Genomic DNA, 23,213 nt, shown 5'->3' with positions numbered 1-23,213 from the left:
AACGATCCACGCTGACAATAAGACGACGATTGGCATCCAACGAAGCGATCAAAGGCTAATTATTGCGATGCCGGTCAGCACCACCACTGCACCGGCAATCCGGCGTGCCAGATGATTTTCACGAAAAAGCCAGTACGAAAGAAGGGAGCCGACAATAATGGATGTTTCCCTGAGAGGAGCGACGAGTGCCAGTGGCATGCTCTGCATGGCTGTCAGTACAAGGATGTAGGCAAGGGGAGAGCATACAGCAATGATAAGGATTGGGATGATATCCACACGTACAGCAGTTGGAATGCGATTTCGTCGCCGCATCGCACCAGGGGTAAGAATCAGACTCTGTAGCAGGAGTGTGCTGGCGTAGTAGCGCACTGGATCCAGGTGCAGAGAGATTACCGAATAACCGTCCCAGAGTGTATAGCCAGCGATGGCGGTGCCTGTCGCTGCCCCCCAAAGCATTCCCTGTAGTGGTCGGCTTCCGCTCCTGAACGGATTGCCGGTGACAACGAAAATACCAGCGATAACGATAAAAGCGCCGAGTAAAGCGCCTGGTGAAATCCGTTCTCCCATGAGAAGGGTTGCAAACAGTATCGTCAGAACTGGTCCACTTCCTCGGGCAATCGGATAAACAACACCCAGTTCGGCGCGCTCGTAGCCAGCCTGCAAGATTAGAGAATAAGCGATATGAAGTGCAGACGAGATAACTGCGCCGACAGCGAGTCTCCAGTCGAGTTCCTGTTGTCCCTCAACTATCAGAATGAGGCTGAACGGGACCCACAGCAATGCTGAGGCACAGCTGTACGCCCAGACGAACACAAGAGTGTCTTCCCTCTTGTATTTTGAGGCTATATTCCATACTGCATGAGCTACCGCAGCAGTAAGAATCATTGCTACCGTGCTGAACTGCATCAGGACATATCGGGCAAATCAATACCCGCCCGTTCAGCCCGGCGACTTTGTTCTTTATCCCGCAGAGTGAGAGCAGCGACCAGCGTATCAATAACGACGAGCTGGGCCAGTCGACTCCCGGCAGCGGCCATCTGTGCCGGGAGTGGCATTCCGCCAACAACGAGCGAAACGTTGGCGAGTGTCGCCAGTGGGGTATCGTACTGGTTAGTTATTGCAATAAGCGATGCTCCTGCCGAGGATGCTGCATCAGCGATGGAGAGTGTGGATGATGTGCGCCCTGTTGAACTGACGACGATGATGACATCGCCTGGACCGAGTAGACGAGCAGCAATCATCGCTGATAAATAATCCTGGATACTGACGGTTATCACACCCGCCGTCCGCAAACGAAAGACCGCATCAGCGGCAACCGTCGCAGAGGGACCAGCACCAAATGCAAATACCTGGCGTGCGCTCTGGATTAAATCGACCGCCTCATCAAGTGCGGAGATTTCGATAGCACCGCTGAGCGCAGTCAGTGCGTCTACACCAGCACGAATTGATGTTTCCAGCACTGATGCCAGCGTCGCATCCGCTGTAAGAACTTCAGGCGGGGCAAAGAATTGGGCAGTGCCACGAGCCCGGGCAATCTCTATCTTAAGTTCAGTGAACCCGGTGAACCCGATCGCTCGTGCAGCGCGTATTACTGTCGGCGGTGATACACCAGCACGGGTGGCAACCTGTGCTGCCGTGCTTGTACCGACAAATAAAGGATCGACAAGCAGGAGATCGACAACTTTAGCCTCACTTGCAGCGAGGTCGCCGCTTCGGGCGTGAATGCTGCCAAGCCATTGCTGTAACCGCTGCTCACCCTCTGAAATTCTATTACCATTTTCTTTATTCATATGTAATATATTACATGTCCTTTGGGAAGGGCACAACCACCACGTAATTAGATTCTGTTGCAAGGAGTCCGCATTCATGAACACTGAAATCAATACAGTTGTTGCTGTTTTAGGTCCAGGTGCCATCGGCACAACAGTCGCGGCGGCGTTACACGAAGTCGGCCGCACACCATTGCTGTGTGGACGTACTCCCCGCGATAGCCTGACCTTGCAAGATGGCAACCGCTTTATCACCGTACCCGGTCCGGTACAGACGAATCCGGCACAAATCACTCGCACGGTTGATCTTATCTTTCTGGCAGTCAAGTCCACACAAATCGACGCGGCAGCAGAATGGCTCAGGGCGTTGACTGGCCCGGAGACGGTTATATGCGTGCTCCAGAATGGGGTCGAACAGTTGGACAGGCTCGCTACGTACTCTCTGCCCGGACAGATCGTTCCCGCTGTCGTGTGGTTCCCTGCGCAAGCGCAGTCCGATGGCTCGGTACGCTTGCGTGGTGAGGCGCGCCTCAGCGTGCCAGACGCGCCAGCTTCCCGTGTAGTGGCCGCAGCGCTGCAAGGCACGTGGTGCTCCGTAGATCTGGCCGCGAATTTCAGCTCCCTGGCCTGGCGCAAGCTGATGCAGAATGCGGTGGCTGGACTCATGGCACTCACGCACCGCCGCTCAGGCATGTTTGGCCGTGCTGATATCGCCAGGCTTACGCTGGCTTATCTGCAGGAATGCCTGGCCGTGGCACGTGCAGAGGGCGCTGAACTCGGAGACGAAGTGCCGCAGGAGATCCTCGATAAGTTCCGGGCGGCTCCTGCAGACATGAGCACCTCCATACTCACGGATCGAGAAGCTGGCCGACCGCTTGAATGGGATATCCGCAACGGCGTCATTGCGCGTCGCGGCCGGGTTCACAGCATTCCAACGCCGATCAGCGACATCCTGGTACCGCTTCTTGCGGCTGCGAGCGATGGCCCTGGTTGATCTTAAAGCCGATGATTGCACTCTTACTTCTCTTCTTCGTCGCTCTCGGTGCCGGAGTACTCAGCGGTGTCGTCGGCACTGGCTCGTCGTTAATCATGCTGCCCGTCCTCGTAGCCACGTACGGGCCACGGATTGCTGTGCCTGTTATGGCGATCGCCTCCCTTTTCGGCAACATCGGACGGGTGATTGTCTGGTGGCATGAGATTCGTTGGCGACCGGTGTTTGCCTATTCGTTGGCGGGAGTTCCTGCGGCTGTTCTCGGGGCGCACACGTTACTTACGATTTCTCCTGGCACAGTGGAGGTATTCCTGGCAGCTTTCTTCCTTGCGATGATCCCGCTGCGCCGTCTCATCAGACGATCGAACCTCCACTTGAATCTCTGGCACATGAGTTTGGCCGGGGCGATTGTCGGGTTTATGACCGGATTCGTGCTGTCCACCGGGCCGCTCAGCGTGCCGGTATTTACCGGGTACGGAATGAGTGGAGGCGTATTTTTGGGATCAGAGGCGGCAAGCGCAATCCTGCTCTACGCTGGCAAGCTAGCTACGTTCGGTATATCGGGCGCACTCGCGCAGCCTGTCCTCACACATGGACTTGCCATCGGCATCGCATTGTTCGTCGGTTCGATGATTGCGAAACGTCTCGTCCAGAAACTCCAGACGCATACGTTCGAGCTTCTCATTGATGCCGTTCTCGTCGCTGGGGCAGTAGGGATGATCCTTGCTCTCAAATGAAATGGCACGCCAGGGCTGACGGCGCAAGCGTGTTGTTGCTGTGTAACAGCTTTCTACAGGCAGCGACGGGTCGGGGTGGAGGGGTTGGCAAGCCATCAGAAATGAATAAAGCCGTACCAGGGTATGCTGATACAGCTTTTTGTTATTGGTCATGCAGCTTCGTTGTTTTTATCCCGCCCTGTGTTAAAAGGTGGTACGTATGCGACCCGGCATGTATCGATATAATCTGACCACCACTGCATCATCGCCTTGCGGGCTTCCAGATGCTCAGCCTTATGAATGAAAGCCAGACGCACGGTGTTGCGCTCCTGGTGACTCATCTGGCGTTCCACTGCATCTTGCGACCATAAGCCAGACTCCATCAGGGCACTGCATGCCATTGCCCGAAAGCCATGTCCGCAGATGTCCTGTTTCGTGTCGAATCCCATAAGGCGCAGTGCTTTATTAACCGCGTTTTCGCACATCGGCCTGTACGGGTTATGGTCGCCGGGGAAGACCAGTTCGTAAGCCCCGGATATTTCCTTAATCCGTTTCAGAATAGCTATAGCCTGCTGTGAGAGGGGCACGATATGAGCAGTGCGCATTTTTGCACCGCGCCCTGAATAACGCACACCCACAATGGCTTCGCGTGTGGCGGGTATCGTCCAAATTCTGTTTATGAAATCAATTTCTGACCAGCGTGCAAAGCGCAGCTCACTGGAGCGAATGAACAGATGCAGCGTCAGCAGGACAGCAAGCCGGGTCAGTTCACGGCCCTGATGATATGCTTCAATGTGTTCAATCAATTCTGGCAGCCGCTCCAGCGGCAGGGCGGGATAGTGGTGTCTCATGGGGGGAGCCGTCACGCCATCAAGATTTGCTGCCGGGTTGGTGTCGATAAATCCCTGATGGACCGCATGGCGCATGATGTTACTGAGGTGCTGCCGCGTGCGGGACGCGACTTCCAGCAGGCCCTTTTCCTCAATACCTTTCAGCAGGTCAATGAAATGATGGGGTTTAAGCTCCGTGACGGACAGATGACCAATTACAGGAAAGATATGGTTGTTCATGCTGGCAAGCAGACGGTCAGCGGTGTTCTGCGACCACTTTTTATTGTTTTTATGCCATGCCAGCGCCACTGTTTTAAACACCTTCTCTGGTGTGCAGGCTCTGCGTTCAGAAGCCCTCTGCTGTGCCGGGTTGATGTTCAGCGCCAGCATCTTACGGATACCTTCGCGCTGCTGGCGGGCATCAGACAGGGAGACGGCAGGATAGGCACCCAGTGCAATGCGGGATTCTTTGCCGTTTATACGATATTTAAGATACCAGTGACGTGAGCCGCCTGGTTTGATAAGAAGGTACAGACCGTTAGAATCAGAAACTTTGAAGGGTTTTGCGGATGGTTTTAAGTTGCGGATTTTTGAGTCGTTAAGGGACATTTGGGGGTCACTCCGTCATCGAACTAACCTGACCCCAGATTTGACCACCAATTTTTCCCGATGCGGAGGGTAAAATCAAAATGCACCGGGAAGAGTTTTCACGCTAACCTCTTGAATCAATATCAGATAAGGATTCGCAAAGATGCATGCAAACAGGAAATTGGCTCCTCTGACTGGACTCGAACCAGTGACATACGGATTAACAGTCCGCCGTTCTACCGACTGAACTACAGAGGAATCGTGTGAACGGGGCGCATATTATCGATGACGCCCGGCGCTGTCAAAGCCTGTTTTCAATAAAATGAATCGTTTGCCGAATTATTCTTCACTTTGCGCAAAAAATGGCGATTAGCCTCGCAAACGGCTCAGCTTTCCTCCGATGAAGCCTTCACGCGCGGATATTTCCACAGCCAGCGGCCGCTCACCATGCGGAAATAAAACAGCACGCCGCGCACCGCCCAGTCGAGCACCATCCCTAACCAGACGCCAATCACCCCCATCCCCAGCACGATGCCCAGGGTATAGCCCGCCACCACCCGGCAGCCCCACATGCCGAGCATCGACACCCACATGGTGTAGCGTACGTCACGGGCGCCTTTAAAAGCGCAGGGTAAAGTCCACGACAGCGACCAGATCGGCATAAACAGGGCGTTGAGCCACAGCAGCTGTTTAACCACTTCTTTTACATCTTCTTCATGGGTGTAGAACGAGGCGATAAAGCCGGCGAAGGGGGCGCTGCCCCAGGCGATCAGCGTCAGAATGATCGTCGACAGCCAAAATACGTGCCAGGCCTGGAATTCAGCCTGACCAATCTGCCCTTTTCCCAGCCGCTTGCCGGTAATGATCGTCGAGGCGGAGCCGAGGGCGTTGCCCGGCAGGTTAATTAGCGAGGCCACCGAAAAGGCGATAAAGTTGCCGGCGATAACGTTGGTGCCCATCCCGGCGACAAACATCTGGGTCAGCAGCTTGCCGCCATTGAACAGGACAGATTCGATACTGGCCGGAATGCCGATCCCCATCACCTCCCAGATAATGGCGAAGTTAAAGGGTTTGAAGTAGCCCTTCAGCGACAGCCGCAGCGCCGGATTGAGGCCCACCATCAGCACCCAGATCGTGGCTATCGCGCCAATATAGCGGGCAATGGTCAGCCCAAGCCCGGCGCCGACAAACCCCAGCCCCGGCCAGGAAAAGATGCCGTAGATGAGCACGCTGCTGATTAAGATATTGAGGATGTTCATCCCGCCGTTGATCAGCAGCGGGATTTTGGTGGTGCCGGCGCCGCGCAGCGCCCCGCTGCCGATCAGCGCAATCGCCGCCGCCGGGTAGCTCAGCGCCGTCAGTTCCAGATAGGTCAGCGCCAGGTCCTTGACCTGGGCGGTGGCATCGCCGGCGACAAAATCAATAATCTCCTGGCCAAAGGCATGGATCACCCCCGCCAGCAAAATGGAAAACAGGGTCATAATGGCCAGCGACTGGCGCGCGGCCGCCCTCGCCCGCCGCCGATCGCGCTTGCCGAGGCTAAAGGCCACCACCACCGTGGTGCCCAAATCGATGGCGGCAAAGAAGGACATGATGACCATGTTAAAGCTATCGGCCAGCCCCACCCCGGCCATGGCCTCTTTTCCCAGCCAGCTGACAAGGAAGGTGCTCAACACCCCCATCAGCAGCACACAGGCATTTTCCAGCAGAATGGGCACAGCGAGAGGGCTGATTTCGCGCCAGTACAGCACACGATAACGCTGACGTTTTTTAAACCAGGATGTCCGTTCGACAGCCTGGCGTACGGCGGAGGTGACGTTCAAGAGAGACCTTAGTGAGAGATGTTGAAACAACATTTCAAATGATGATTGAGAAATGGATATCCTGCAAAGTATTTTCCGTAATAATTGTCGGAAATGACAACAAATTGTCGATGGAAGCGGCAGTTGCACCTGAACAGGCGAATTGATGTTTGACAAAAGTTTTTTCGCCGCTAAGATACGACTCCACACGATTCCTCTGTAGTTCAGTCGGTAGAACGGCGGACTGTTAATCCGTATGTCACTGGTTCGAGTCCAGTCAGAGGAGCCAAATTTAAGAAGCCTGCTTTCGAGCAGGCTTTTTGCTTTTCTGTCTACCGCCTTTCTTCCGTGGACAAACACCGCCGGGTCGTTTGTTTCGCTTATCCGGACGCTGACGCTCCCTGGCGGGTAACGCCAGCGTTTATCTCACGATTCCCACGTCATCGACGATTAACGGAACGGCGGCTCGTTGAAGGTGCGCAGCTTACGCGAGTGCATGTGATCTCCCTCGGCGCGCAGCAGGTCAATCGCCCGGATGCCTATCTGCAGATGCTCGGAGATAGCGCCCTCGTAAAAGCGGTTAGCCTGGCCGGGGAGCTTGATTTCACCGTGCAGCGGCTTGTCCGAGACGCAGAGCAGCGTGCCGTAGGGGACGCGGAAGCGATAGCCCTGGGCGGCGATGGTCGCGCTCTCCATATCGATAGCTACCGCCCGGCTGAGATTAAAGCGCAGCGCCGAAGCGGAATAGCGCAGCTCCCAGTTACGGTCGTCGGTGGTGACCACCGTCCCGGTACGCAGCCGCTGCTTAACCTCTTCGCCGGGCATCCCGCTCACCTGCTTGGTGGCGTCGTAGAGGGCGCGCTGCACTTCGGCAATGCTGGGGATCGGAATATCTGGCGGCAGCACCGCATCCAGTACATGATCGTCACGCAGATAGGCGTGGGCCAGCACATAGTCGCCGATGGCCTGGCTTTCGCGCAGGCCGCCGCAGTGGCCGATCATTAACCAGACGTCCGGCCGCAGTACCGCGAGATGATCGCAGATGGTTTTGGCGTTGGCCGGGCCGACGCCAATGTTAATCAGGGTGATCCCTTTGCCGTCGTGGGTGATCAGATGCCAGGCCGGCATCTGGTGCTTCTTCCACGCCAGATCGGAAATGGCCTGTTCCGGCGCTTCGGTCTCGGCGGTGATCCAGATCCCGCCGGCGCAAGAGAGAGCGATATAGGGGCTGTCGGGATCGAGGATCTGGCTGCAGCCCCAGCTGACGAACTCATCCACGTAGCGGGTATAGTTGGTGAACAGCACGTAGGGCTGGAAGTGTTCCGCCGGCGTGCCGGTGTAGTGTCGCAGACGCGCCAGCGAAAAATCGACGCGGCGGGCGTCAAAGTGCGACAGCGGATAGAACTCGGTGGGATGGAACAGGCCATCCGCGGTCTCATCGCCAATTTGTGACAGCTCGGTGGTAGGGAAATAGCGCGTCAGACCGGCGCTCATCGAGCGGTCGAGTGTCAGGGTGGAACCATCGATCACGTAAGGATAGGGGATCTCATGCTGCGACAGCTCGACGCTGATATGCGCGCCATAGTCCTGATACAGCAGGGTCAGCTGTTCCAGCAAATAGTTGCGGAACAGTTTCGGATTCGTAATGGTGGTGGTATAGCAACCGGCATGGGTGAAACGTCCCCAGGCGCGCGTTTTGAGGGCTTTATGATCGGCGCCGTCCCAGGAGACCGACAGCTGCGGATAGACAAAAAGACCTTGCGCGCGGGCTTCGGTATCGGGGAGCGTATTATGGTCGATATAGTCGCCGATGGCTTTGCGTAACGCCGTGACCGAGGCTTCATAGCGTGCTTCCAGCTCGGCAAGCGCTTGTTCCGGGGTCAGACTGGCGGCCTTGATATTCATGATTCGCTCCTTGTTTCAGGTCTGCTGACATTCCCGATAGTATGTCACAGCGGGAAAAGGGCGAAGGAGAATTTATCTGTCAAATGCGACGATACTCAGACCATAACCAGTAAAGGGAGCGGGCTCGTGTTATTTGCCGGCGTTTGTCCAACGCTCGCTGCTATAATGAGTGGCGTTGCGGATCTTCAAAGTTTGCGTCGGATTATTATTCAGACAATAGCGCGCATCGGCCAGCGGAGTGAGTTTATCCCCTTCCCGCAGGCGGAGGCGACAGGCTTCAATCTCTGCGATCATCTCCAGCGCACCGCTCTGAAGCACGACGCGGCAGAGGCTGGCCGAAGCGTTGTCCTGTACTTTTTTTACCCACCACTCCATCTGTTTTTTATCCTCTCATAGCGACATGTGCGTCGATAATTCATGTTTCTTAAAAATCTGACAATAAGATTATCCCCTTGGTTTATGCAGTGTTTAAAAATACGCAACCGATTGTTGATCTGTGCGCTAGGTTTTTTTATGCCGGGGGGCAATGATCTGCCGGGTTTAATTTGCAGGAAGCGATGACTATGCTGAAAAGCAGTCCGTGAGAATAGCCTGTCAGGAAGAGGGCTGATAAGTCCGGCTACGCAATAAATATAAGAGAGAGCGTCATGAAGCATCTATTTCGACACTGGCGAACGTCGGGCGCCGTTATCGGCTCACTGCTGAAAAAAGGGAGCATTGCGGTACTGGCGCTGCTGGTGGTCTTTCTCGCCGGGCGGATCTATGAGTCCCAGCGCGGCCCGGCCCTGCATCGCTGGCATACCTGGAGTGGCAACGAGATGTCGGCCGAAGAGATAGACCAGGCGACCTTTGCCCAGTATCTGGCGCGGGAGAAGACGATTTTCGCCGATCTCCAGCGTGAGGTGACAGAGGCTTTGCCGGAGGAAGATAAAACCCCGGTCAACCGCTTTTATCGTCACAGCCGGGTCTGGCCGGGGCAGTTTAAGCAGGACTGGAACCGTTCTTTTGTGCTGCTGCCGCTGGGCAAGCCGCGCGGCAGCGTGGTGCTCCTCCATGGCCTGACCGATTCGCCCTACAGCGTGCGCTATCTGGCGCAACTCTGGCAGCAGCGGGGTTATGTGGCGGTGGCGCCGCGTTTGCCGGGACACGGCACCGCGCCGGGGGCGTTAACGGCGGTTGACTGGGAGACCTGGCTGGCGGCGACGCGTCTGGCGGTACGCGAAGCGACCCGCCTTGCCGGGGCGGACGTGCCGCTGCATCTGGTCGGCTACTCTAACGGCGGCGCGCTGGCGCTCAAGTATGCCCTCGATAGCCTGGAGGATAGCCACCTGCGTCAGCCGCAGCAGATTATTCTGCTGTCGCCGATGATCGGCGTGACCGCGTTTGCCCGTTTCGCCGGCCTCGCCGGGCTACCGTCCGTCTTCCCGGCGTTCGCCCGCGCGGCCTGGCTGAACGTGGCGCCTGAGTTTAATCCGTTCAAGTACAACTCCTTTCCGGTCAAGGCGGCGAGACAATCGTGGTTATTGAGCCAGGCGCTGCAGCAGCAGATTATCCGCGCGGCCCGGCAGGGCGAGCTGAAAGCGCTGCCGCCGATCCTCACCTTTCAGTCGGTGATGGATTCCACGGTCAGCACCCGCGCGGTGGTGGAGTCCCTGTATCGCTATCTGCCGGATAACGGCAGCGAGCTGGTGGTGTTCGATATTAACCAGGCGGCGGATCTCCGGGTCCTGTTTCGCCCTGCGCTCTATGCGGCGGTGAATACGCTGCTGCCCCCGGCGCCGCGGGCCTATACCACCACGGTGGTGACCAACGCGACGGCGCACACGCTGCAGACTGTCGCCCGGACCACGCTGGCCCAGGAACGGGAAGAGCATCGTTATCCTTTACACCTGGCCTGGCCGGCGGATATGTACTCTTTGTCGCATGTGGCGGTGCCGTTTCCCCTGAGCGACTCGCTGTATGGTCGCGAGCCGGACGAGAAGAACCGCTACGGCATTAGCCTGGGCACCATTTCACTGCGCGGAGAGACCGGGACGCTGAGCGTGGGGCTGGAGACGTTAATGCGCGTCACCTCCAATCCATTCTTTCCATGGATGATGACGCGCGTCGATGAGCGCATCGCCTGCGGCGAACAGGCGGCGGTGGCGGCCTGCCTGAAAGCGCAGGCCAGAGCAGAGGCGTTAAAACAGGATCAGGTGCAGAACGGTACGCAGCAGGATGCCGACGATCGCCGCGGGAGCCACGAAGCGGAACAGGCGGACAAACCGTGAGCTGATGCCAAGAAAAATGCCGATACCGGGAAGATCAAAGGTCTGGATCAGTAGACCTGCCGAGGCGTTGACCTGGCCCACGGTGACTTTGCCCTGCTGGATCAGCTCGGAAATGACGCCAAAGTAGGCGGTGCCCCCGGCAACGCACTTCACCAGCGCCGGCAGCACAAAGTTCTGGGGGATGTGCAGCCAGCTGAGAAGCGGCTTCAGCAGCTGCTGCAGCAGGTCGATAGCCCCGGCGCCCTGCAGCAGCCCGACGATGGTTAACGACAGGATCAGCATTGGCACCGCGCCGAGCGCCAGGCGGATGGCGTCGGAGCCGGCGCTGTTAATCACGGCCAGAATTCCCTGGCTGTTCTGCTCGGCGTTCGGCAGCGCTTCCGCGCGGGGGCTCTCGGCGACCGATAAGCGCCGTCCGGTGACGTGCCAGGCGACGGCGGCCGCGCACAGGCCGCCGACCACCGAGATAACGATCGAGGCCAGCCAGTGCAGACCAAAAGGGGTAAGAGGATAGAAGACGTTGCCTTGCCCCATGGCGAACACCATGGCCAGCGTGGCGGCCATTTGTCGGTCCGAGACGCCGCGTTTATCCATAATCGACAGCGTGGCGAGCGGGGCGGCAAAGCTGACAAAGTTAATCTGGATCAGGGCGAAGGCGCTCATCCCGGTTAAGCCGAAGGGCTTCAGCAGCGGGGCCACCCAGCGAACAATCACATCGAGGATACCGCGGACCTCAAGGTATTTCATGATGATCAGCATGATCACCATGATCGGCAACAGCGTATACAGCGCGACGTCAACGGACGACTTGCCCGCCGCCATAATGATGCTTATGACATCCATTTACTTTTTTTACCACTCGCAGAGCTATTCGTTCGCGTCATCATAATCCCGTGGGGAAGGAAATGATATGCCTTGATCCCTCTCGGGATCCGGCGCCGCACGGGCGCCGGGAGAAGAGGATTACTGGCCGATATTGACCAGCGTCCGACCATGAATATTATTGCTGAGGAAATCTGCGGCATACGCTGGCGCCTGCTCCAGCGTGATTTCTGTGGCCGCCTGCTGGTAGTAGCTCTCCGGCAGAAGCTGGGCCAGACGCTGCCAGACAGCGTCGCGTTCAGCGGTCGGCACCATCACCGAATCCACCCCCTGCAGACGCACATTGCGCAGAATAAACGGCATCACGGTGGTCGGCAGATCGAAGCCCCCGGCCAGACCGCAGGCGGCGACGCAGCCGCGATATTGCGTTTGCGCCAGCACTTTGGCCAACACCGGGCCGCCAACGGTATCCACCGCGCCCGCCCACAGCTGTTTCTCCAGCGGACGGGTCTCCGCGAAGTCGCTGCGCGGCAGGATCGTATCGGCGCCCAGCTGGCGAAGGTAATCGTGTGTCGATTCCCGGCCCGATACGGCCATCACCCGGTAGCCAAGGGCTTTGAGCAACACCACTGCGGTGCTGCCGACCCCGCCGCTGGCGCCGGTGACCAGGATATCCCCGCTGTCAGGGGTGACGCCCGCACTAACGAGAGCATCAACGCATAGCATCGCGGTAAAGCCGGCGGTGCCGATGATCATTGCCTGGCGCGCGCTGAGCGTCTCCGGCAGAGCAACCAGCCAGTCGCCTTTAACGCAGGCTTCGGTGGCCAGGCCACCCCAGTGGTTTTCGCCCACGCCCCAGCCGGTGAGGATCACGGCCTGGCCGGGAACAAAGCGCGGATCGCGGCTTTCTTTCACCTGACCGGCAAAATCAATGCCCGGCACCATCGGAAACTGACGGATAATTTTGCCTTTGCCGGTGATCGCCAGAGCGTCTTTATAATTGAGACTCGACCAGTCGATGGCGACCCGGACGTCGCCTTCGGCAAGAGCGGGCAGGTCGATATCTTTGACGGTGGCGACGGTGCGGTTGTCGATCTGGTCCAGAACTAATGCTTTCATGACAGAGTATTCCTCGTCGGAAGGGGGTTATCGGCGCTAGCGCCGTCCTGTGCAGGTGTTTTTGTTGTCATACTGTGCGCAAAAAAATCCCAGTACTGGTTAAGCGGTGCGGCAGACTGGACCAGCCTGGCGCGCATCACCGCGCCTTCCCAGCCGATCCAGAACACCTGGGCCAGCGCCTGCGGTGAGGCGTCGCTGGCGATGGCCCCGGCTGCCTGCGCTTCGCGCAGGCAGCGCGCCACGCGCGACTCCCATGCCGCCAGGATAGCCATCAACCGTTGGGGAAACGTCTCGGGTAACAACGGGGCTTCCTGCAGCAGGTTGCCCACCAGGCAGCCGCGGCGAAACTGGAATTTTTCCATTCCCTGACCGGCATGACGCACAAAGGCCGCCATCCGTTCCAGCGGCGGCACGGCGTCGTCCAGCAGGAATTTATCTAATTTATGCGCAAAGAAGTCGCCATAGGCGGCAAGCACGGCGAGGCCAAAGGCCTCTTTGCTTTTAAAGCAGTGATAAAACGACCCCTTTGGCACGGCGATATTCTTGATCACCGCATCAATACCCGCCGCGAGATAGCCCGTTTCGGTCAGCACTTCAAGGCCTGAGCGAATCAGCGCCTGACGCGTATCGTCAAACTGGCGATCGACCTTGGGTGGACGGCCGCGGCGGGGCTTCAGGACGGCGGAGGTATCGGGATTCATGATTTAGACCGTGTGGTTTAATTGTTGGTCAGGGTACGCCCAATTTAGGGGTAGGGCAAGCATTGCGCGTAGCGTAAGGCTGGCTGACCAATCATCCTGAACTGGGGGGCGTTAAGAATTATTTATCGCAAATACGTGGTTCGCACTGCCGGCGGGGGCACGAAATATAACTCTGCCGGGTATATTAGACTGGTCATTAATATCCATATTCACAATGCATAATACGAATTAATAATATTGGGAATATAGACAGCGAGGTGCTGGAGCGGTTGAGTGGTTTTGTCCATGTGAAGAGGCCAATTTGCGAAGTCCCCGGTCGACAGTCCCGTGAGGACTTCTCCCCGGAATGCCGGCCGGCGATGATTTGCAGACGATAGCGGATTGACAAACGCGGCTTGATAAAAGACATTGTCACCCCTGATCCGGCACCGCTTGCCACCTCAGTTTAAATATTATCGCCGGCAGACAATGACGTCTGTCTTTAATTATCGGTGACTGGGTAAATAATCTGTTACCGAAACAACACCTGCGAAAAAGGATTAACAGCCTGATGTACAGAATGAATATTACCGTCAGAGGAGGGGATGAATGTCGCTAATTGCTATCGTGCTGGTCTTTATCATGGCCATCGTGGTGACCGTGTTCCTGTCCCATCTTCTGCCCGTTAAAGTGCCGCTACCGCTGATCCAAATCGCCGCGGGCGCCGCGCTGGCCGCCAGTGGCTTTCAGGTCGATTTTGACCCGCATATTTTTTTACTGCTGTTTATCCCGCCGCTGCTGTTCCTCGATGGCTGGCGCATCCCCAAAGACGCTTTTTTCCGCGATATGAAGCCGATTTTATCGCTGGCGATAGGCCTGGTGATGGTGACTATTCTCGGTATTGGCCTGTTTATTCACTGGCTGATCCCGGCTATCACCGTGGCGGCAGGGTTCGCCCTCGCGGCTATTCTGTCGCCTACCGATCCGGTGGCGGTATCGGCAATGACCGCCAGCTCGCCGCTTCCCTCAAGGATGGCGCATATTCTCGAAGGGGAGTCGCTGTTAAACGATGCTTCAGGGCTCGTCGCCTTTAATTTCGCCATCGCCGCGGTGCTGACCGGCAGCTTCTCCCCGGGAGACGCGGTGGTGAAATTTTTCCTGATGGCCTTCGGGGGCATCCTCAGTGGCCTCGTGGTGGTGTGGGTCACCGGCAAATGTAATAACTTTCTGGTTCGGCGCACCCGCGAGGAGCCAGCCATCCAGATCCTGATCAGCCTGCTTATCCCTTTCGCCGCCTACCTGCTGGCCGAGGCGTTCCATGTCTCGGGCATTCTTGCCGCCGTCGCCGCCGGCATTGCGATGCATTATGAGCAGCTGTCGGGGCCCCGGCTTCCGGCGACGCGCATGAAAAGCAGCGCGGTATGGTCCATGCTGCAGACCACCCTCAACGGGATGATCTTTCTGATGCTGGGCGAGCAGCTGCCGCGCATGCTCAGGACGCTGCCGGCGGTAGCCAGCCAGGCCGGCGTCTCTTCGCCCTGGTATCTGCTTCTGTACGCCGTGGCCATCACCCTGGCGCTTGGTCTGATGCGCTTCGCCTGGGTATGGCTGTCGATGAAGCTGACAATTTTTCGCCGCAAACGTCGAGGCAAGGCCATCACCGTCCGTCCACGCTTCAGTATCCTCGCCGTCATGGCGCTGGCGGGAGTGAAGGGCTCTGTGACCCTCGCCGGTATTCTGACGCTGCCGGTGGTGCTGGCAGATGGTTCGCCGTTCCCGGGCCGTGAACTACTGATCTTTCTTTCGATGGCAGTGATCCTGATGTCGCTGGTGGTGGCGGCTATCGGTCTGCCGTTTATGACCCGTTATCTTGCCGATGATCTACCGCATGACACCGGTAAGGACGACATTGGCGCCGTGATGACCGAGGTGGCCATTAACCGTCTTAACGCGCTACTGGACGAGCCGGTGGAGGATCCCAGTGAGCAGGCCCTGCGGGCCGATGCCGGCAATATGCTGCTCGAAACCTATCAGCGGCGGCTTCACTATAACGACAATGACGAGGGGCAGGATGTCGGGCTGGAGCTGGCTAAGCGCGCCAGGCTGGAGAAATATATGCAACGAGAGGTCATTATCGCCCAGCGTCAGGAGCTGTTCCGGCTGCGCCGCGCCCATAACATCAGCGATATCACTTTTTATGAGGTGCTGCGGGAGATAGATCTGAAGGAAGAGAGTTTACGCTAAAGCCGCAATCGCCGGAGGGTGGCCATTCGCCTTCCGGCAGAAGTACCGGCGCTGAAAAGCAAAAAGCCTGCTCGAAAGCAGGCTTTTTTAAATTTGGCTCCTCTGACTGGACTCGAACCAGTGACATACGGATTAACAGTCCGCCGTTCTACCGACTGAACTACAGAGGAATCGTGTGAACGGGGCGCATATTAACGATGCCATCCGGCCTTGTCAAAGCCTGATTCAAAGAATTGCATTCGACTGCTGACAATTTCAGCAATCGCCACCCATGCGCTGTTTTTTTCACCATGTTGCACCGTTGTAGTGCGAAGGTACCCCTAATGGGGCATACCACAATCTGCTTACCGGGCAAATAAAAACCGAATTGCTATCACTATCCCTTATAACACTGCCTGTGGCGGGCGACAGCCGAGGAAATGTAAAGCTGGCAAGCAAATTGCAAAAACCAGTGCAACATACTCCCAGCGTTGACGCTGGCGTTCCTTACAGGAGGCAAAATGAACTTAAGACGACTGAAATATTTTGTGAAAATCGTCGATATCGGCAGTCTGACCCAGGCCGCTGAAGTCTTGCATATCGCCCAACCGGCCCTTAGCCAACAGGTCGCGACCCTGGAAGGTGAAATGGACCAGCAGTTGCTGATACGCACCAAGCGAGGGGTCACGCCAACGGAAGCCGGTAAAATTCTCTACACCCATGCGCGCACTATCCTGCGCCAGTGCGAGCAGGCGCAGCTGGCGGTCAATAACGTCGGCCAGACGCTGCGTGGTCAGGTATCGATCGGCCTGGCGCCGGGCACCGCGGCCTCCGCCATTACCATGCCGTTGCTGCAAACGGTGCGCAATGAGTTGCCCGAGGTGATGGTCTATCTGCAGGAGAGCAGCGGCACAGCGCTGAATGACAAGCTGCTGGCGGGCCAGCTGGATATGGCGGTGCTCTATGAGCGTTCGCCGGTGGCAGGCATCGTCAGCCAGCCGCTGCTGAAAGAAGACCTTTACCTGGTCGGCACCCGCGACTGCCCGGGGCAGAGCGTGGATCTCACGGCGGTGGCGGAGATGAACCTGTTCCTGCCCCGCGATTACAGCGCAGTGCGGGCGCGGGTCACCGAGGCATTCACCCTGCGTCGTCTGTCGGCGAAAATTATCGGCGAGATCGAATCCATTACCACCCTGACCGCGGCCATCGCCAGCGGCATGGGGGCGACGGTGTTACCGGAATCCGCAGCCCGTTCCCTGTGCGGGGCGGCGAACGGCTGGATGGCGCGGATCAGCACGCCTTCAATGAGCCTGTCGCTGTCGCTGAACATGTCGGCTCGCGGCAGTCTGTCGCCGCAGGCGCAGGCGGTGAAAGAGATCCTGCTGTCTCTGGTGAGCCGCCCATCGCTGGAAAACCGTGAACTGCAGCTGGTCAGTTAGGGTATATTCTCTTAAGGAATAAGTTGCTGGTTTTTATTATTTGTTACCTGGGACAACAGACTTTAACAATAGCAGATACGTTAAGTCCATTGGCCCGGAGGAAAGGGTGAACTTCCAGCAGCTGAAAATTATCCGTGAGGCGGCCCGTCAGGATTACAACCTGACGGAAGTCGCGAATATGCTCTATACCTCGCAGTCAGGCGTCAGTCGCCATATCCGGGAACTGGAAGAGGAGCTGGGGATTGAGATCTTTATCCGCCGCGGCAAACGCCTGTTAGGCATGACCGAGCCGGGTAAAGCGCTGTTATCGATTGCCGAGCGGATCCTCAATGAAGCCAGTAACGTTCGGCGGCTGGCGGATCTCTTCACTAACGATGCGTCAGGCGTCTTAACTATCGCCACCACCCATACTCAGGCGCGCTACAGCCTGCCGCCGGTCATTAAAGCTTTCCGCGAGCTGTTCTCAGATGTTCGCGTCGAGCTGGTGCAGGGTACCCCGCAGGAAATCGAAGCGCTGCTGCATAACGGTGGAGCGGATATCGGCATCGCCAGCGAGCGCCTGAGCAACGATCCGACGCTGGCGGCTTTCCCCTGGTTCCGCTGGCATCACAGCCTGCTGGTGCCGAAGGATCATCCTTTGACGCAGGTTTCTCCCCTGACGCTGGAGGCGATCGCCCGCTGGCCGTTAATCACCTACCGCCAGGGGATCACTGGCCGTTCGCGCATAGATGAGGCGTTCAACCGCAAGGGGTTGATGCCGGATATCGTGCTGAGCGCGCAGGATTCCGATGTGATCAAGACCTACGTGGAGCTGGGGCTGGGCGTCGGGCTGGTCGCCGAGCAGTCCGGTGATGCCCGGGAAGCGGACACCTTTACGCGTCTTGATACCCGCCATCTGTTCGATGCCAATACCGTGTGGTTGGGACTGAAGCGGGGCCAGCTGCAGCGGAATTACGTTTGGCGCTTTATCGAATTGTGTAATGCCGGACTGTCGCTGGATGAGATTAAGCGTCAGGCGATGGAGCCGGAAGAGGCCGCAATCGACTATCAGATTTAAGGAAATGCTGGCCAGCGGGTCGGGGAGTGGAAATAACGCTATAATTCACACACGTGAGTCGCGACTGAGGAAGGGAAAATGACGATGCGGCGTGTGAAATTACTCTGTACGGCGCTGATGCTGCTTGCCAGCCACGGCGCGCTGGCCGTCAGCTATCCGCTGCCGCCGGAGGGGAGCCGTTTGGTGGGCAGCGCATTTACCATTGCCGTTCCGGACAATAACACCCAGCCGCTGGAAAGTTTTGCCGCCCAGTACGGCCAGGGGTTAAGCAATATGCTGGAAGCCAACCCCGGGGTCGATGTCTATTTGCCGCACTCCGGTTCGACGCTGACTATTCCGCAACAGCTGATCCTGCCCGACACCGTGCGCGAAGGGATCGTGATCAACGTTGCCGAAATGCGTCTCTATTATTACCCGCCGCTGGGCAATAGCGTCGAAGTCCTGCCAATCGGCATTGGTCAGGCGGGACGCGAAACGCCGCGTAACTGGGTGACGGCAGTAGAGCGTAAGCAGGAAGGCCCCACCTGGGTGCCAACCGCCAATACCCGCCGCGAGTATGCGAAAGAGGGCAAAACGCTGCCGGCGATGGTGCCCCCCGGGCCCGATAATCCGATGGGGCTGTATGCGATCTACATCGGCAGGCTCTACGCCATCCACGGTACCAATGCCAACTTTGGTATCGGGCTGCGCGTCAGCCAGGGATGCATCCGCCTGCGCAATGACGATATTAAATTCCTGTTTGATAACGTGCCGGTTGGGACGCGGGTTCAGCTGATCGATCAGCCGGTGAAGTACAGCGTGGAGCCGGACGGCAGTCACTGGCTGGAGGTGCACGAGCCGCTGTCGCGCAACCGCGCGGAGTTTGAATCCGACAGAAAAGTCCCCTTGCCGATGACCTCGGCGCTGCGCGACTTTACCCAGGGGCCGGGAGTGAGCCCTGCCCAGGTCGAGCAGACCCTGCAGCGCCGCTCCGGCATGCCGGTGAATATCAGCGCCACAGCGGCGCAGGGAAGTTTGTAGCGGGTCGTTTAGTCTGATTAACGGCTATTGTAAGAAGGCTCTTTTGCTGACGATGCATTCAACGTTGTTGGGAATAAGGATCGGGAAACCGATCCTTAACTTATCAACAGTGGCTGTGATGGCGTTTTAATGAGGGCGCCAGGAGATGCTCAGGAGGGGATGATAAAGTCTGCAAATATGCCTATGGACTTAATCTTGTTACTGAGGATTTTTTTTGGGCTGCCATTGTCCATGAAAGCGAAGATCCCCTTTATGATAGCCATTATCCAGAATATAAGACGGATGAGTTCTGCTGAATCCCTATTGTCAAAACACGCCTGACCACAGTCACTACCGCTGAACCCCATCGCCGCTGATAAGCGAATCACGGAGCTGGGATGTCGTTACTTATTGTTGGTAATGGGGACATGCTGCAGCATCAATTCAACGATCCAGTCAATAAAAACGCGCAGCTTGGCGTTGACATGGCGGTTCGGTGGAAACGCCAGGTACAGAGGCATTAGGCTAATCCGCCATTGTGTAAATAATGGAATCAAAGCGCCAACGGCCTGATGCGCTGCCGCCATATAGTTGGGCAGCGCAATCACGCCTAAGCCAACTAACCCAGCTTCGAGGTAAGCATTGCCATCATCCACGGCAAGTACCTAGTTGCCCGTGATTTCAATACGTTCATTCTCACTGCACAGTACCAAAGGATCAATCTTACTGGTGCGTGAGGACAAGAATCCCACTATGCAATGGTCAGTATTTTGCAGCTCGCGCGGGTGTGCGGGAGCGCCAAGGCGTTCCACATAGCTGGGGGCGACGTAGACGCCGATTTGCAAATCGCCGACATGGCGTGCGATTAGGTACTGGTCGGTGATTTGACCTCCGCGCAGAACGCAATCCACGTTGTCGCCGATCAGATCCACTACCCGGTCGCTCACACCCATGTCGATCTGGATATCAGGGTAGCGGGCGTGGAAAGCCGGAAGCGCCGGCACCAGAATAAGGCGGGCCAGCGGACTCGGTACATCCACCCGTAGCCGTCCCCTGGGCGTCATCGCCGCACTGGACAGGCTGTTTTCAGCATCCTCCATGTCTGCTACGCAGCGGCAGACCCAGCGGTTACCGCCGGATCGAAAGTCTGTAGCCATAAGGTTGGGAGCAGCATCGCTGCTTTTCACCTGCGGGGATCACATACGGAACGTTGGACGATACCTACGGTACGATGCTGCTTATACCCGCTGGCGGAGAGATGTCAGAAGCGACGGTGTTGCCGATCTTTTTTGGAACCGCGCATTATTGCCTTACACCCAGGTATGGTCCGGCACGGTTAAACCGCCTTTATTTAAGCCTTTGCGGGAGCGTGGGCTCACGGCCGTTCAGCTTGCCTCATAGCAAGAAAATAGCACCTACACCAGGATAAGATTGCATGCTTGGGGAGCGGAGAGGATCACGGAAAGCAAAAATCCCGCTCAGGTTTCCCTGAGCGGGATTTTTAAATTTGGCTCCTCTGACTGGACTCGAACCAGTGACATACGGATTAACAGTCCGCCGTTCTACCGACTGAACTACAGAGGAATCGTGTGAACGAGGCGCATACTACTGGCCTCGCATTTTTGTGTCAACACTAAAATTAACCTGCTGATTCAAATGGCTAAATTTAGCTCAACACGTTGTTTTAGTGAACAATGCGCCGATCGCCTTCGTCCTGCAGGCCATTCTCACGTCTACGCGCCAGCGGATCCTGGCGGTAAAAGTGGCAAAAACGCTGCCACAGGGCCGGGAAGCGAGGCGCGAACAGTTCAGGCGCACTGAAAAAATATTCCGAGAGGACAGCAAAGCACTCTGCGGGATCGGTGGCGGCATAGGCGTCAATACTGGCGGCGCTTTCGCCTACCAGATCTATCTCATCCTGAATGTTGTTCATCGCGGCGTGGAGATCGTGCTCCCAGCCGGCAACTTCACGCAACGGGATAAGCGGCACGCCGCTGGCCCGGTCGCCGTTCCGCGTATCAAGCTTATGCGCCACTTCATGCACCACAAGGTTAAAGCCTGACGCATCAAAAGAGTCTTGAATATCCAGCCAGTTCAGCACTACAGGACCCTGTTGCCAGCTTTGTCCCGACTGTACCACCCGCTGGTTGTGGACCAGACCAATATCATCCTCCCATTCATCATCGACGATGAAAGGGGCAGGGTAGATCAGCACTTCATGGAAGCCATCCAGCCACTCAATGCCCAGCTCAAGCACCGGCAGACAAAAGAGCATAGCAATGCGCGCCTGATGCAGCGGGGTCAGCTCCAGCCCCTGCAATGCCACCAGCCGCTTTTGCTGTAAAAAACGGGCAGCCATCTGCGTGAGCTTGTGCTGCTCAGTGGACGAAAGATGGGCTAAAACCGGAATGGCAAGCGCTTGCTCCCAGGGCATCTCTGCGTTGCCGGACTCATCATCTGCTTTCCAGGGCCATTTAAACATCATATTGCTCGCAAAGTCGTCACTTGAACACAATTACCGAAACGGGAGCTATTAAAATGCCAAAGATCCTGGCATTATAGCAACCATCACAGCGGAGAGATGCCGGAGCGGCTGAACGGACCGGTCTCGAAAACCGGAGTAGGGGCAACTCTACCGGGGGTTCAAATCCCCCTCTCTCCGCCACTATTCAAACACTTACAGCATTCCCTTTCAGTGACCTGCATCCCGATGAGAAAAATTGAGAAAATCCACTGAGAAAAATTCTAGCGCCGAAGCATGCTCCGACGCCAAAGAATCATCTCATTTTCTTGTTCAAAGTCGGGCTGATTTTAACTTTCCTGTCGTAAACAAGTACCTGTGATTCTGTCTTATGACCACTGAATTTTTGCTTATCCCTGCCAGATCCTTCATAGTCTGAGATCCCTTTAGCCTTTAGATCATGGAAGGTGCAATCAAGTGGCCTACCAAGTTCTTCAGAAGCCGCGTTTCTCGCTTTTCTCCATGCTTCATTAAATCCCTTGTATGAATAACGCTCACCATACATTGTCCTGATAACAGGGCCATCCTGTCCCCATTCCCTGCAAATATCCACAGCCGCACTAAGACGCTCAGTCCAGGCTTTGATCTGTTTAATACCAGTTTTACCTTGCTGTATGAAAATTCCTTTATCAAGAATCTGATTCCAGTTCATTTTAAGAACATCAGATACCCTTGCAGCGCAAAGATACGCAATTTCCATAGCGGCTTTAACTGCAGGTGTCGCATGAGTGAAGATAGCTATGTACTCTTCATCAGTTATGTAGCGGTCGCGCTGGGGTTTAGGAAACTTATCGACACCAACACACGGATTACCTGGTACATAACCACGCTGATAACCCCAGCGGTATACACGAGACATTGAACTATGCTCGTGATTAGCCTGAACACGGCTTTTTTTACCACGTGCATCCATGTAGCGCCGGACGTGTTCAGGTTTAATGGCCTTTGCTTCTGCATCGCCGAAAACCGCTAACAAGTATTTTTCATGTGCCAGGTAATCTTTTTGTGTCCTGGGGGCAAGGTCTGCATAGTCAGCACTATTTAAAAATTTTTTCCACAATTGTTGAAAGGTGAGTAGTTTTTTTCGACCTTCAACGACTTTCTCGTAAGCTAACCAAACCTCCGCTTTAGAAGCGTTTGCTGGGGCTAGATTCTCGGTAGTACCTCCTGGCTTCCAGTAGTAACCGGAAGGGCGGAAAAACACACCCTTCGGCATCCACTCATTACCAGGCGCTCTTTTGCGGCCCATATTATCTCTCTACAGCGTCAAAGTTCATGCCTGGAGTAGGCATATGGCCTGCTGGTGGAAGTATGCGTTGTACGGGATGGTTAATATGAAACCAGGTCGTTTTAATTGCTCCGTCCCGGCGTTCAATAAAAAAGATCCCGTTCTGCGTTAATACCTCTTTCTGCAGTGACTTTTGGGGCGAACCCGTTGCCTCTGTCAGTTCTTCATCAGTCAGGAAGCGATCGCTCATGAGT

19 protein-coding genes, 5 tRNA genes and 3 pseudogenes are annotated in these 23,213 nt (G+C 56.4%); 9 read left to right on the top strand and 18 right to left on the bottom strand.

From position 1 onward, the window contains the following. Positions 1 to 48: 48 nt before the first annotated feature. Both RRF55_RS15075 and RRF55_RS15070 read right to left on the bottom strand, forming a co-directional pair. Positions 49 to 906, bottom strand: a complete 858-nt coding sequence (locus RRF55_RS15075; RefSeq protein WP_004899257.1) for a DMT family transporter — start codon at positions 904 to 906, stop codon at positions 49 to 51. After that, positions 906 to 1,790, bottom strand: coding sequence for a MurR/RpiR family transcriptional regulator (locus tag RRF55_RS15070; RefSeq protein ID WP_004899254.1), 885 nt, complete (start codon positions 1,788 to 1,790; stop codon positions 906 to 908). The genes RRF55_RS15075 and RRF55_RS15070 overlap by 1 nt, the downstream gene beginning before the upstream one ends. Before the next feature lie 76 nt (positions 1,791 to 1,866). Here RRF55_RS15070 and RRF55_RS15065 point away from each other — a divergent pair, with 76 nt between their 5' ends. Continuing rightward, a complete protein-coding gene (locus RRF55_RS15065) occupies positions 1,867 to 2,763 on the top strand; it encodes an oxidoreductase (protein WP_004899253.1) in 897 nt (298 codons plus the stop codon). Positions 2,764 to 2,774: 11 nt separating this feature from the next. Beyond that, complete coding sequence (locus RRF55_RS15060; RefSeq protein WP_032105408.1) at positions 2,775 to 3,497, top strand: sulfite exporter TauE/SafE family protein; 723 nt, start codon at positions 2,775 to 2,777, stop codon at positions 3,495 to 3,497. Between the two features lie 149 nt (positions 3,498 to 3,646). Here the strand turns inward: RRF55_RS15060 and RRF55_RS15055 are convergent, their stop codons facing one another. The 4 genes from RRF55_RS15055 to RRF55_RS15040 all read right to left on the bottom strand — a co-directional run bounded on the left by RRF55_RS15055 (position 3,647) and on the right by RRF55_RS15040 (position 6,904). Further along, positions 3,647 to 4,915, bottom strand: coding sequence for a tyrosine-type recombinase/integrase (locus tag RRF55_RS15055; protein ID WP_087830700.1), 1,269 nt, complete (start codon positions 4,913 to 4,915; stop codon positions 3,647 to 3,649). 161 nt (positions 4,916 to 5,076) lie between these two features. Next, positions 5,077 to 5,152 (bottom strand) — tRNA-Asn (locus tag RRF55_RS15050). Between the two features lie 128 nt (positions 5,153 to 5,280). Continuing rightward, positions 5,281 to 6,717, bottom strand: a complete 1,437-nt coding sequence (locus RRF55_RS15045; RefSeq protein ID WP_004151469.1) for an EmmdR/YeeO family multidrug/toxin efflux MATE transporter — start codon at positions 6,715 to 6,717, stop codon at positions 5,281 to 5,283. Between the two features lie 34 nt (positions 6,718 to 6,751). Next, positions 6,752 to 6,904, bottom strand: a complete 153-nt coding sequence (locus tag RRF55_RS15040; protein WP_004225945.1) for a DUF5951 family protein — start codon at positions 6,902 to 6,904, stop codon at positions 6,752 to 6,754. Positions 6,905 to 6,909: 5 nt separating this feature from the next. On the opposite strand from RRF55_RS15040, the gene RRF55_RS15035 reads away from it, so the two are divergent. Then, positions 6,910 to 6,985, top strand: a tRNA-Asn gene (locus RRF55_RS15035). Between the two features lie 161 nt (positions 6,986 to 7,146). Here the strand turns inward: RRF55_RS15035 and RRF55_RS15030 are convergent. Beyond that, entirely contained in the window at positions 7,147 to 8,601 is a 1,455-nt protein-coding gene (locus tag RRF55_RS15030) for an AMP nucleosidase (RefSeq protein WP_023301083.1), read from the bottom strand. A gap of 129 nt (positions 8,602 to 8,730) precedes the next feature. Next, the gene (gene pmrD / locus RRF55_RS15025) at positions 8,731 to 8,976 is read right to left on the bottom strand and encodes a signal transduction protein PmrD (protein ID WP_004141189.1); all 246 of its coding nucleotides are present in this window, start codon (positions 8,974 to 8,976) and stop codon (positions 8,731 to 8,733) included. A 272-nt stretch (positions 8,977 to 9,248) separates the two neighbouring features. Between pmrD and RRF55_RS15020 the strand changes: the two genes are divergently transcribed. Beyond that, positions 9,249 to 10,871, top strand: a complete 1,623-nt coding sequence (locus RRF55_RS15020) for an alpha/beta hydrolase (protein ID WP_087830701.1) — start codon at positions 9,249 to 9,251, stop codon at positions 10,869 to 10,871. Here RRF55_RS15020 and RRF55_RS15015 read toward each other — a convergent pair. From RRF55_RS15015 to acuR, 3 genes and pseudogenes are all read right to left on the bottom strand, one after another. Next, positions 10,782 to 11,714, bottom strand: coding sequence for a nucleoside recognition domain-containing protein (locus RRF55_RS15015; RefSeq protein ID WP_080851246.1), 933 nt, complete (start codon positions 11,712 to 11,714; stop codon positions 10,782 to 10,784). The genes RRF55_RS15020 and RRF55_RS15015 overlap by 90 nt on opposite strands. Positions 11,715 to 11,834: 120 nt before the next feature. After that, a complete protein-coding gene (locus tag RRF55_RS15010) occupies positions 11,835 to 12,755 on the bottom strand; it encodes an MDR family oxidoreductase (protein ID WP_228958329.1) in 921 nt (306 codons plus the stop codon). Beyond that, positions 12,688 to 13,513, bottom strand: a pseudogene (gene acuR / locus RRF55_RS15005) (acrylate utilization transcriptional regulator AcuR). The gene RRF55_RS15010 and the pseudogene acuR overlap by 68 nt, the downstream one beginning before the upstream one ends. 588 nt (positions 13,514 to 14,101) lie before the next feature. Here acuR and RRF55_RS15000 point away from each other — a divergent pair. Then, a complete protein-coding gene (locus tag RRF55_RS15000) occupies positions 14,102 to 15,736 on the top strand; it encodes a Na+/H+ antiporter (RefSeq protein ID WP_004148971.1) in 1,635 nt (544 codons plus the stop codon). Positions 15,737 to 15,830: 94 nt separating this feature from the next. On the opposite strand, the gene RRF55_RS14995 is transcribed toward RRF55_RS15000, so the two are convergent. After that, positions 15,831 to 15,906 (bottom strand) — tRNA-Asn (locus RRF55_RS14995). 330 nt (positions 15,907 to 16,236) lie between these two features. Here RRF55_RS14995 and nac point away from each other — a divergent pair. From nac to ldtA, 3 genes are all read left to right on the top strand, one after another. Beyond that, a complete protein-coding gene (gene nac / locus RRF55_RS14990) occupies positions 16,237 to 17,154 on the top strand; it encodes a nitrogen assimilation transcriptional regulator NAC (protein ID WP_002911729.1) in 918 nt (305 codons plus the stop codon). A gap of 106 nt (positions 17,155 to 17,260) precedes the next feature. After that, positions 17,261 to 18,211, top strand: a complete 951-nt coding sequence (gene cbl / locus RRF55_RS14985; protein ID WP_004180456.1) for an HTH-type transcriptional regulator Cbl — start codon at positions 17,261 to 17,263, stop codon at positions 18,209 to 18,211. A 78-nt stretch (positions 18,212 to 18,289) separates the two neighbouring features. After that, positions 18,290 to 19,231 carry a L,D-transpeptidase gene (gene ldtA, locus RRF55_RS14980; RefSeq protein WP_032411441.1) on the top strand — a complete coding sequence of 314 codons (942 nt, stop codon included), beginning with the start codon at positions 18,290 to 18,292 and terminating at the stop codon, positions 19,229 to 19,231. A gap of 149 nt (positions 19,232 to 19,380) precedes the next feature. Here ldtA and RRF55_RS14975 read toward each other — a convergent pair. The 4 genes and pseudogenes from RRF55_RS14975 to mtfA all read right to left on the bottom strand — a co-directional run. Next, positions 19,381 to 19,578, bottom strand: a pseudogene (locus RRF55_RS14975) (hypothetical protein); the annotation flags it as partial. 36 nt (positions 19,579 to 19,614) lie between these two features. Beyond that, a pseudogene (locus RRF55_RS14970) lies at positions 19,615 to 20,367 on the bottom strand (LysR substrate-binding domain-containing protein). A 351-nt stretch (positions 20,368 to 20,718) separates the two neighbouring features. Continuing rightward, positions 20,719 to 20,794: transfer RNA gene (locus RRF55_RS14965), tRNA-Asn, on the bottom strand. Positions 20,795 to 20,894: 100 nt separating this feature from the next. Further along, the gene (mtfA, locus tag RRF55_RS14960; RefSeq protein ID WP_004227143.1) at positions 20,895 to 21,695 is read right to left on the bottom strand and encodes a DgsA anti-repressor MtfA; all 801 of its coding nucleotides are present in this window, start codon (positions 21,693 to 21,695) and stop codon (positions 20,895 to 20,897) included. A 90-nt stretch (positions 21,696 to 21,785) separates the two neighbouring features. Here mtfA and RRF55_RS14955 point away from each other — a divergent pair. Continuing rightward, positions 21,786 to 21,875, top strand: a tRNA-Ser gene (locus tag RRF55_RS14955). 112 nt (positions 21,876 to 21,987) lie between these two features. Here RRF55_RS14955 and RRF55_RS14950 read toward each other — a convergent pair. Then, on the bottom strand, positions 21,988 to 22,980 hold the full coding sequence (locus tag RRF55_RS14950; protein ID WP_004184758.1) for a tyrosine-type recombinase/integrase: 993 nt from the start codon (positions 22,978 to 22,980) through the stop codon (positions 21,988 to 21,990). A gap of 1 nt (position 22,981) precedes the next feature. Beyond that, positions 22,982 to 23,209, bottom strand: a complete 228-nt coding sequence (locus RRF55_RS14945; RefSeq protein WP_004184757.1) for a DUF4224 domain-containing protein — start codon at positions 23,207 to 23,209, stop codon at positions 22,982 to 22,984. Positions 23,210 to 23,213 lie beyond the last annotated feature (4 nt).

The organism is Klebsiella sp. K47 (assembly GCF_051858335.1).
GTDB lineage: Bacteria > Pseudomonadota > Gammaproteobacteria > Enterobacterales > Enterobacteriaceae > Klebsiella > Klebsiella pneumoniae.
The sequence above is the reverse complement of the archived record's forward strand: the minus strand, read 5'-3'. Positions and strand labels throughout refer to the sequence as shown.

What these genes read in the sequence shown, in the direction of transcription:
- RRF55_RS15075 (WP_004899257.1), bottom strand. Translation starts at nt 906, where the DNA reads ATGCAGTTCAGCACGGTAGCAATGATTCTTACTGCTGCGGTAGCTCAT.
- RRF55_RS15070 (WP_004899254.1), bottom strand. Translation starts at nt 1,790, where the DNA reads ATGAATAAAGAAAATGGTAATAGAATTTCAGAGGGTGAGCAGCGGTTA.
- RRF55_RS15065 (WP_004899253.1), top strand. Translation starts at nt 1,867, where the DNA reads ATGAACACTGAAATCAATACAGTTGTTGCTGTTTTAGGTCCAGGTGCC.
- RRF55_RS15060 (WP_032105408.1), top strand. Translation starts at nt 2,775, where the DNA reads ATGATTGCACTCTTACTTCTCTTCTTCGTCGCTCTCGGTGCCGGAGTA.
- RRF55_RS15055 (WP_087830700.1), bottom strand. Translation starts at nt 4,915, where the DNA reads ATGTCCCTTAACGACTCAAAAATCCGCAACTTAAAACCATCCGCAAAA.
- RRF55_RS15030 (WP_023301083.1), bottom strand. Translation starts at nt 8,601, where the DNA reads ATGAATATCAAGGCCGCCAGTCTGACCCCGGAACAAGCGCTTGCCGAG.
- pmrD (WP_004141189.1), bottom strand. Translation starts at nt 8,976, where the DNA reads ATGGAGTGGTGGGTAAAAAAAGTACAGGACAACGCTTCGGCCAGCCTC.
- RRF55_RS15020 (WP_087830701.1), top strand. Translation starts at nt 9,249, where the DNA reads ATGAAGCATCTATTTCGACACTGGCGAACGTCGGGCGCCGTTATCGGC.
- RRF55_RS15015 (WP_080851246.1), bottom strand. Translation starts at nt 11,714, where the DNA reads ATGGATGTCATAAGCATCATTATGGCGGCGGGCAAGTCGTCCGTTGAC.
- RRF55_RS15000 (WP_004148971.1), top strand. Translation starts at nt 14,102, where the DNA reads ATGTCGCTAATTGCTATCGTGCTGGTCTTTATCATGGCCATCGTGGTG.
- nac (WP_002911729.1), top strand. Translation starts at nt 16,237, where the DNA reads ATGAACTTAAGACGACTGAAATATTTTGTGAAAATCGTCGATATCGGC.
- ldtA (WP_032411441.1), top strand. Translation starts at nt 18,290, where the DNA reads ATGACGATGCGGCGTGTGAAATTACTCTGTACGGCGCTGATGCTGCTT.
- mtfA (WP_004227143.1), bottom strand. Translation starts at nt 21,695, where the DNA reads ATGATGTTTAAATGGCCCTGGAAAGCAGATGATGAGTCCGGCAACGCA.
- RRF55_RS14950 (WP_004184758.1), bottom strand. Translation starts at nt 22,980, where the DNA reads ATGGGCCGCAAAAGAGCGCCTGGTAATGAGTGGATGCCGAAGGGTGTG.
- RRF55_RS14945 (WP_004184757.1), bottom strand. Translation starts at nt 23,209, where the DNA reads ATGAGCGATCGCTTCCTGACTGATGAAGAACTGACAGAGGCAACGGGT.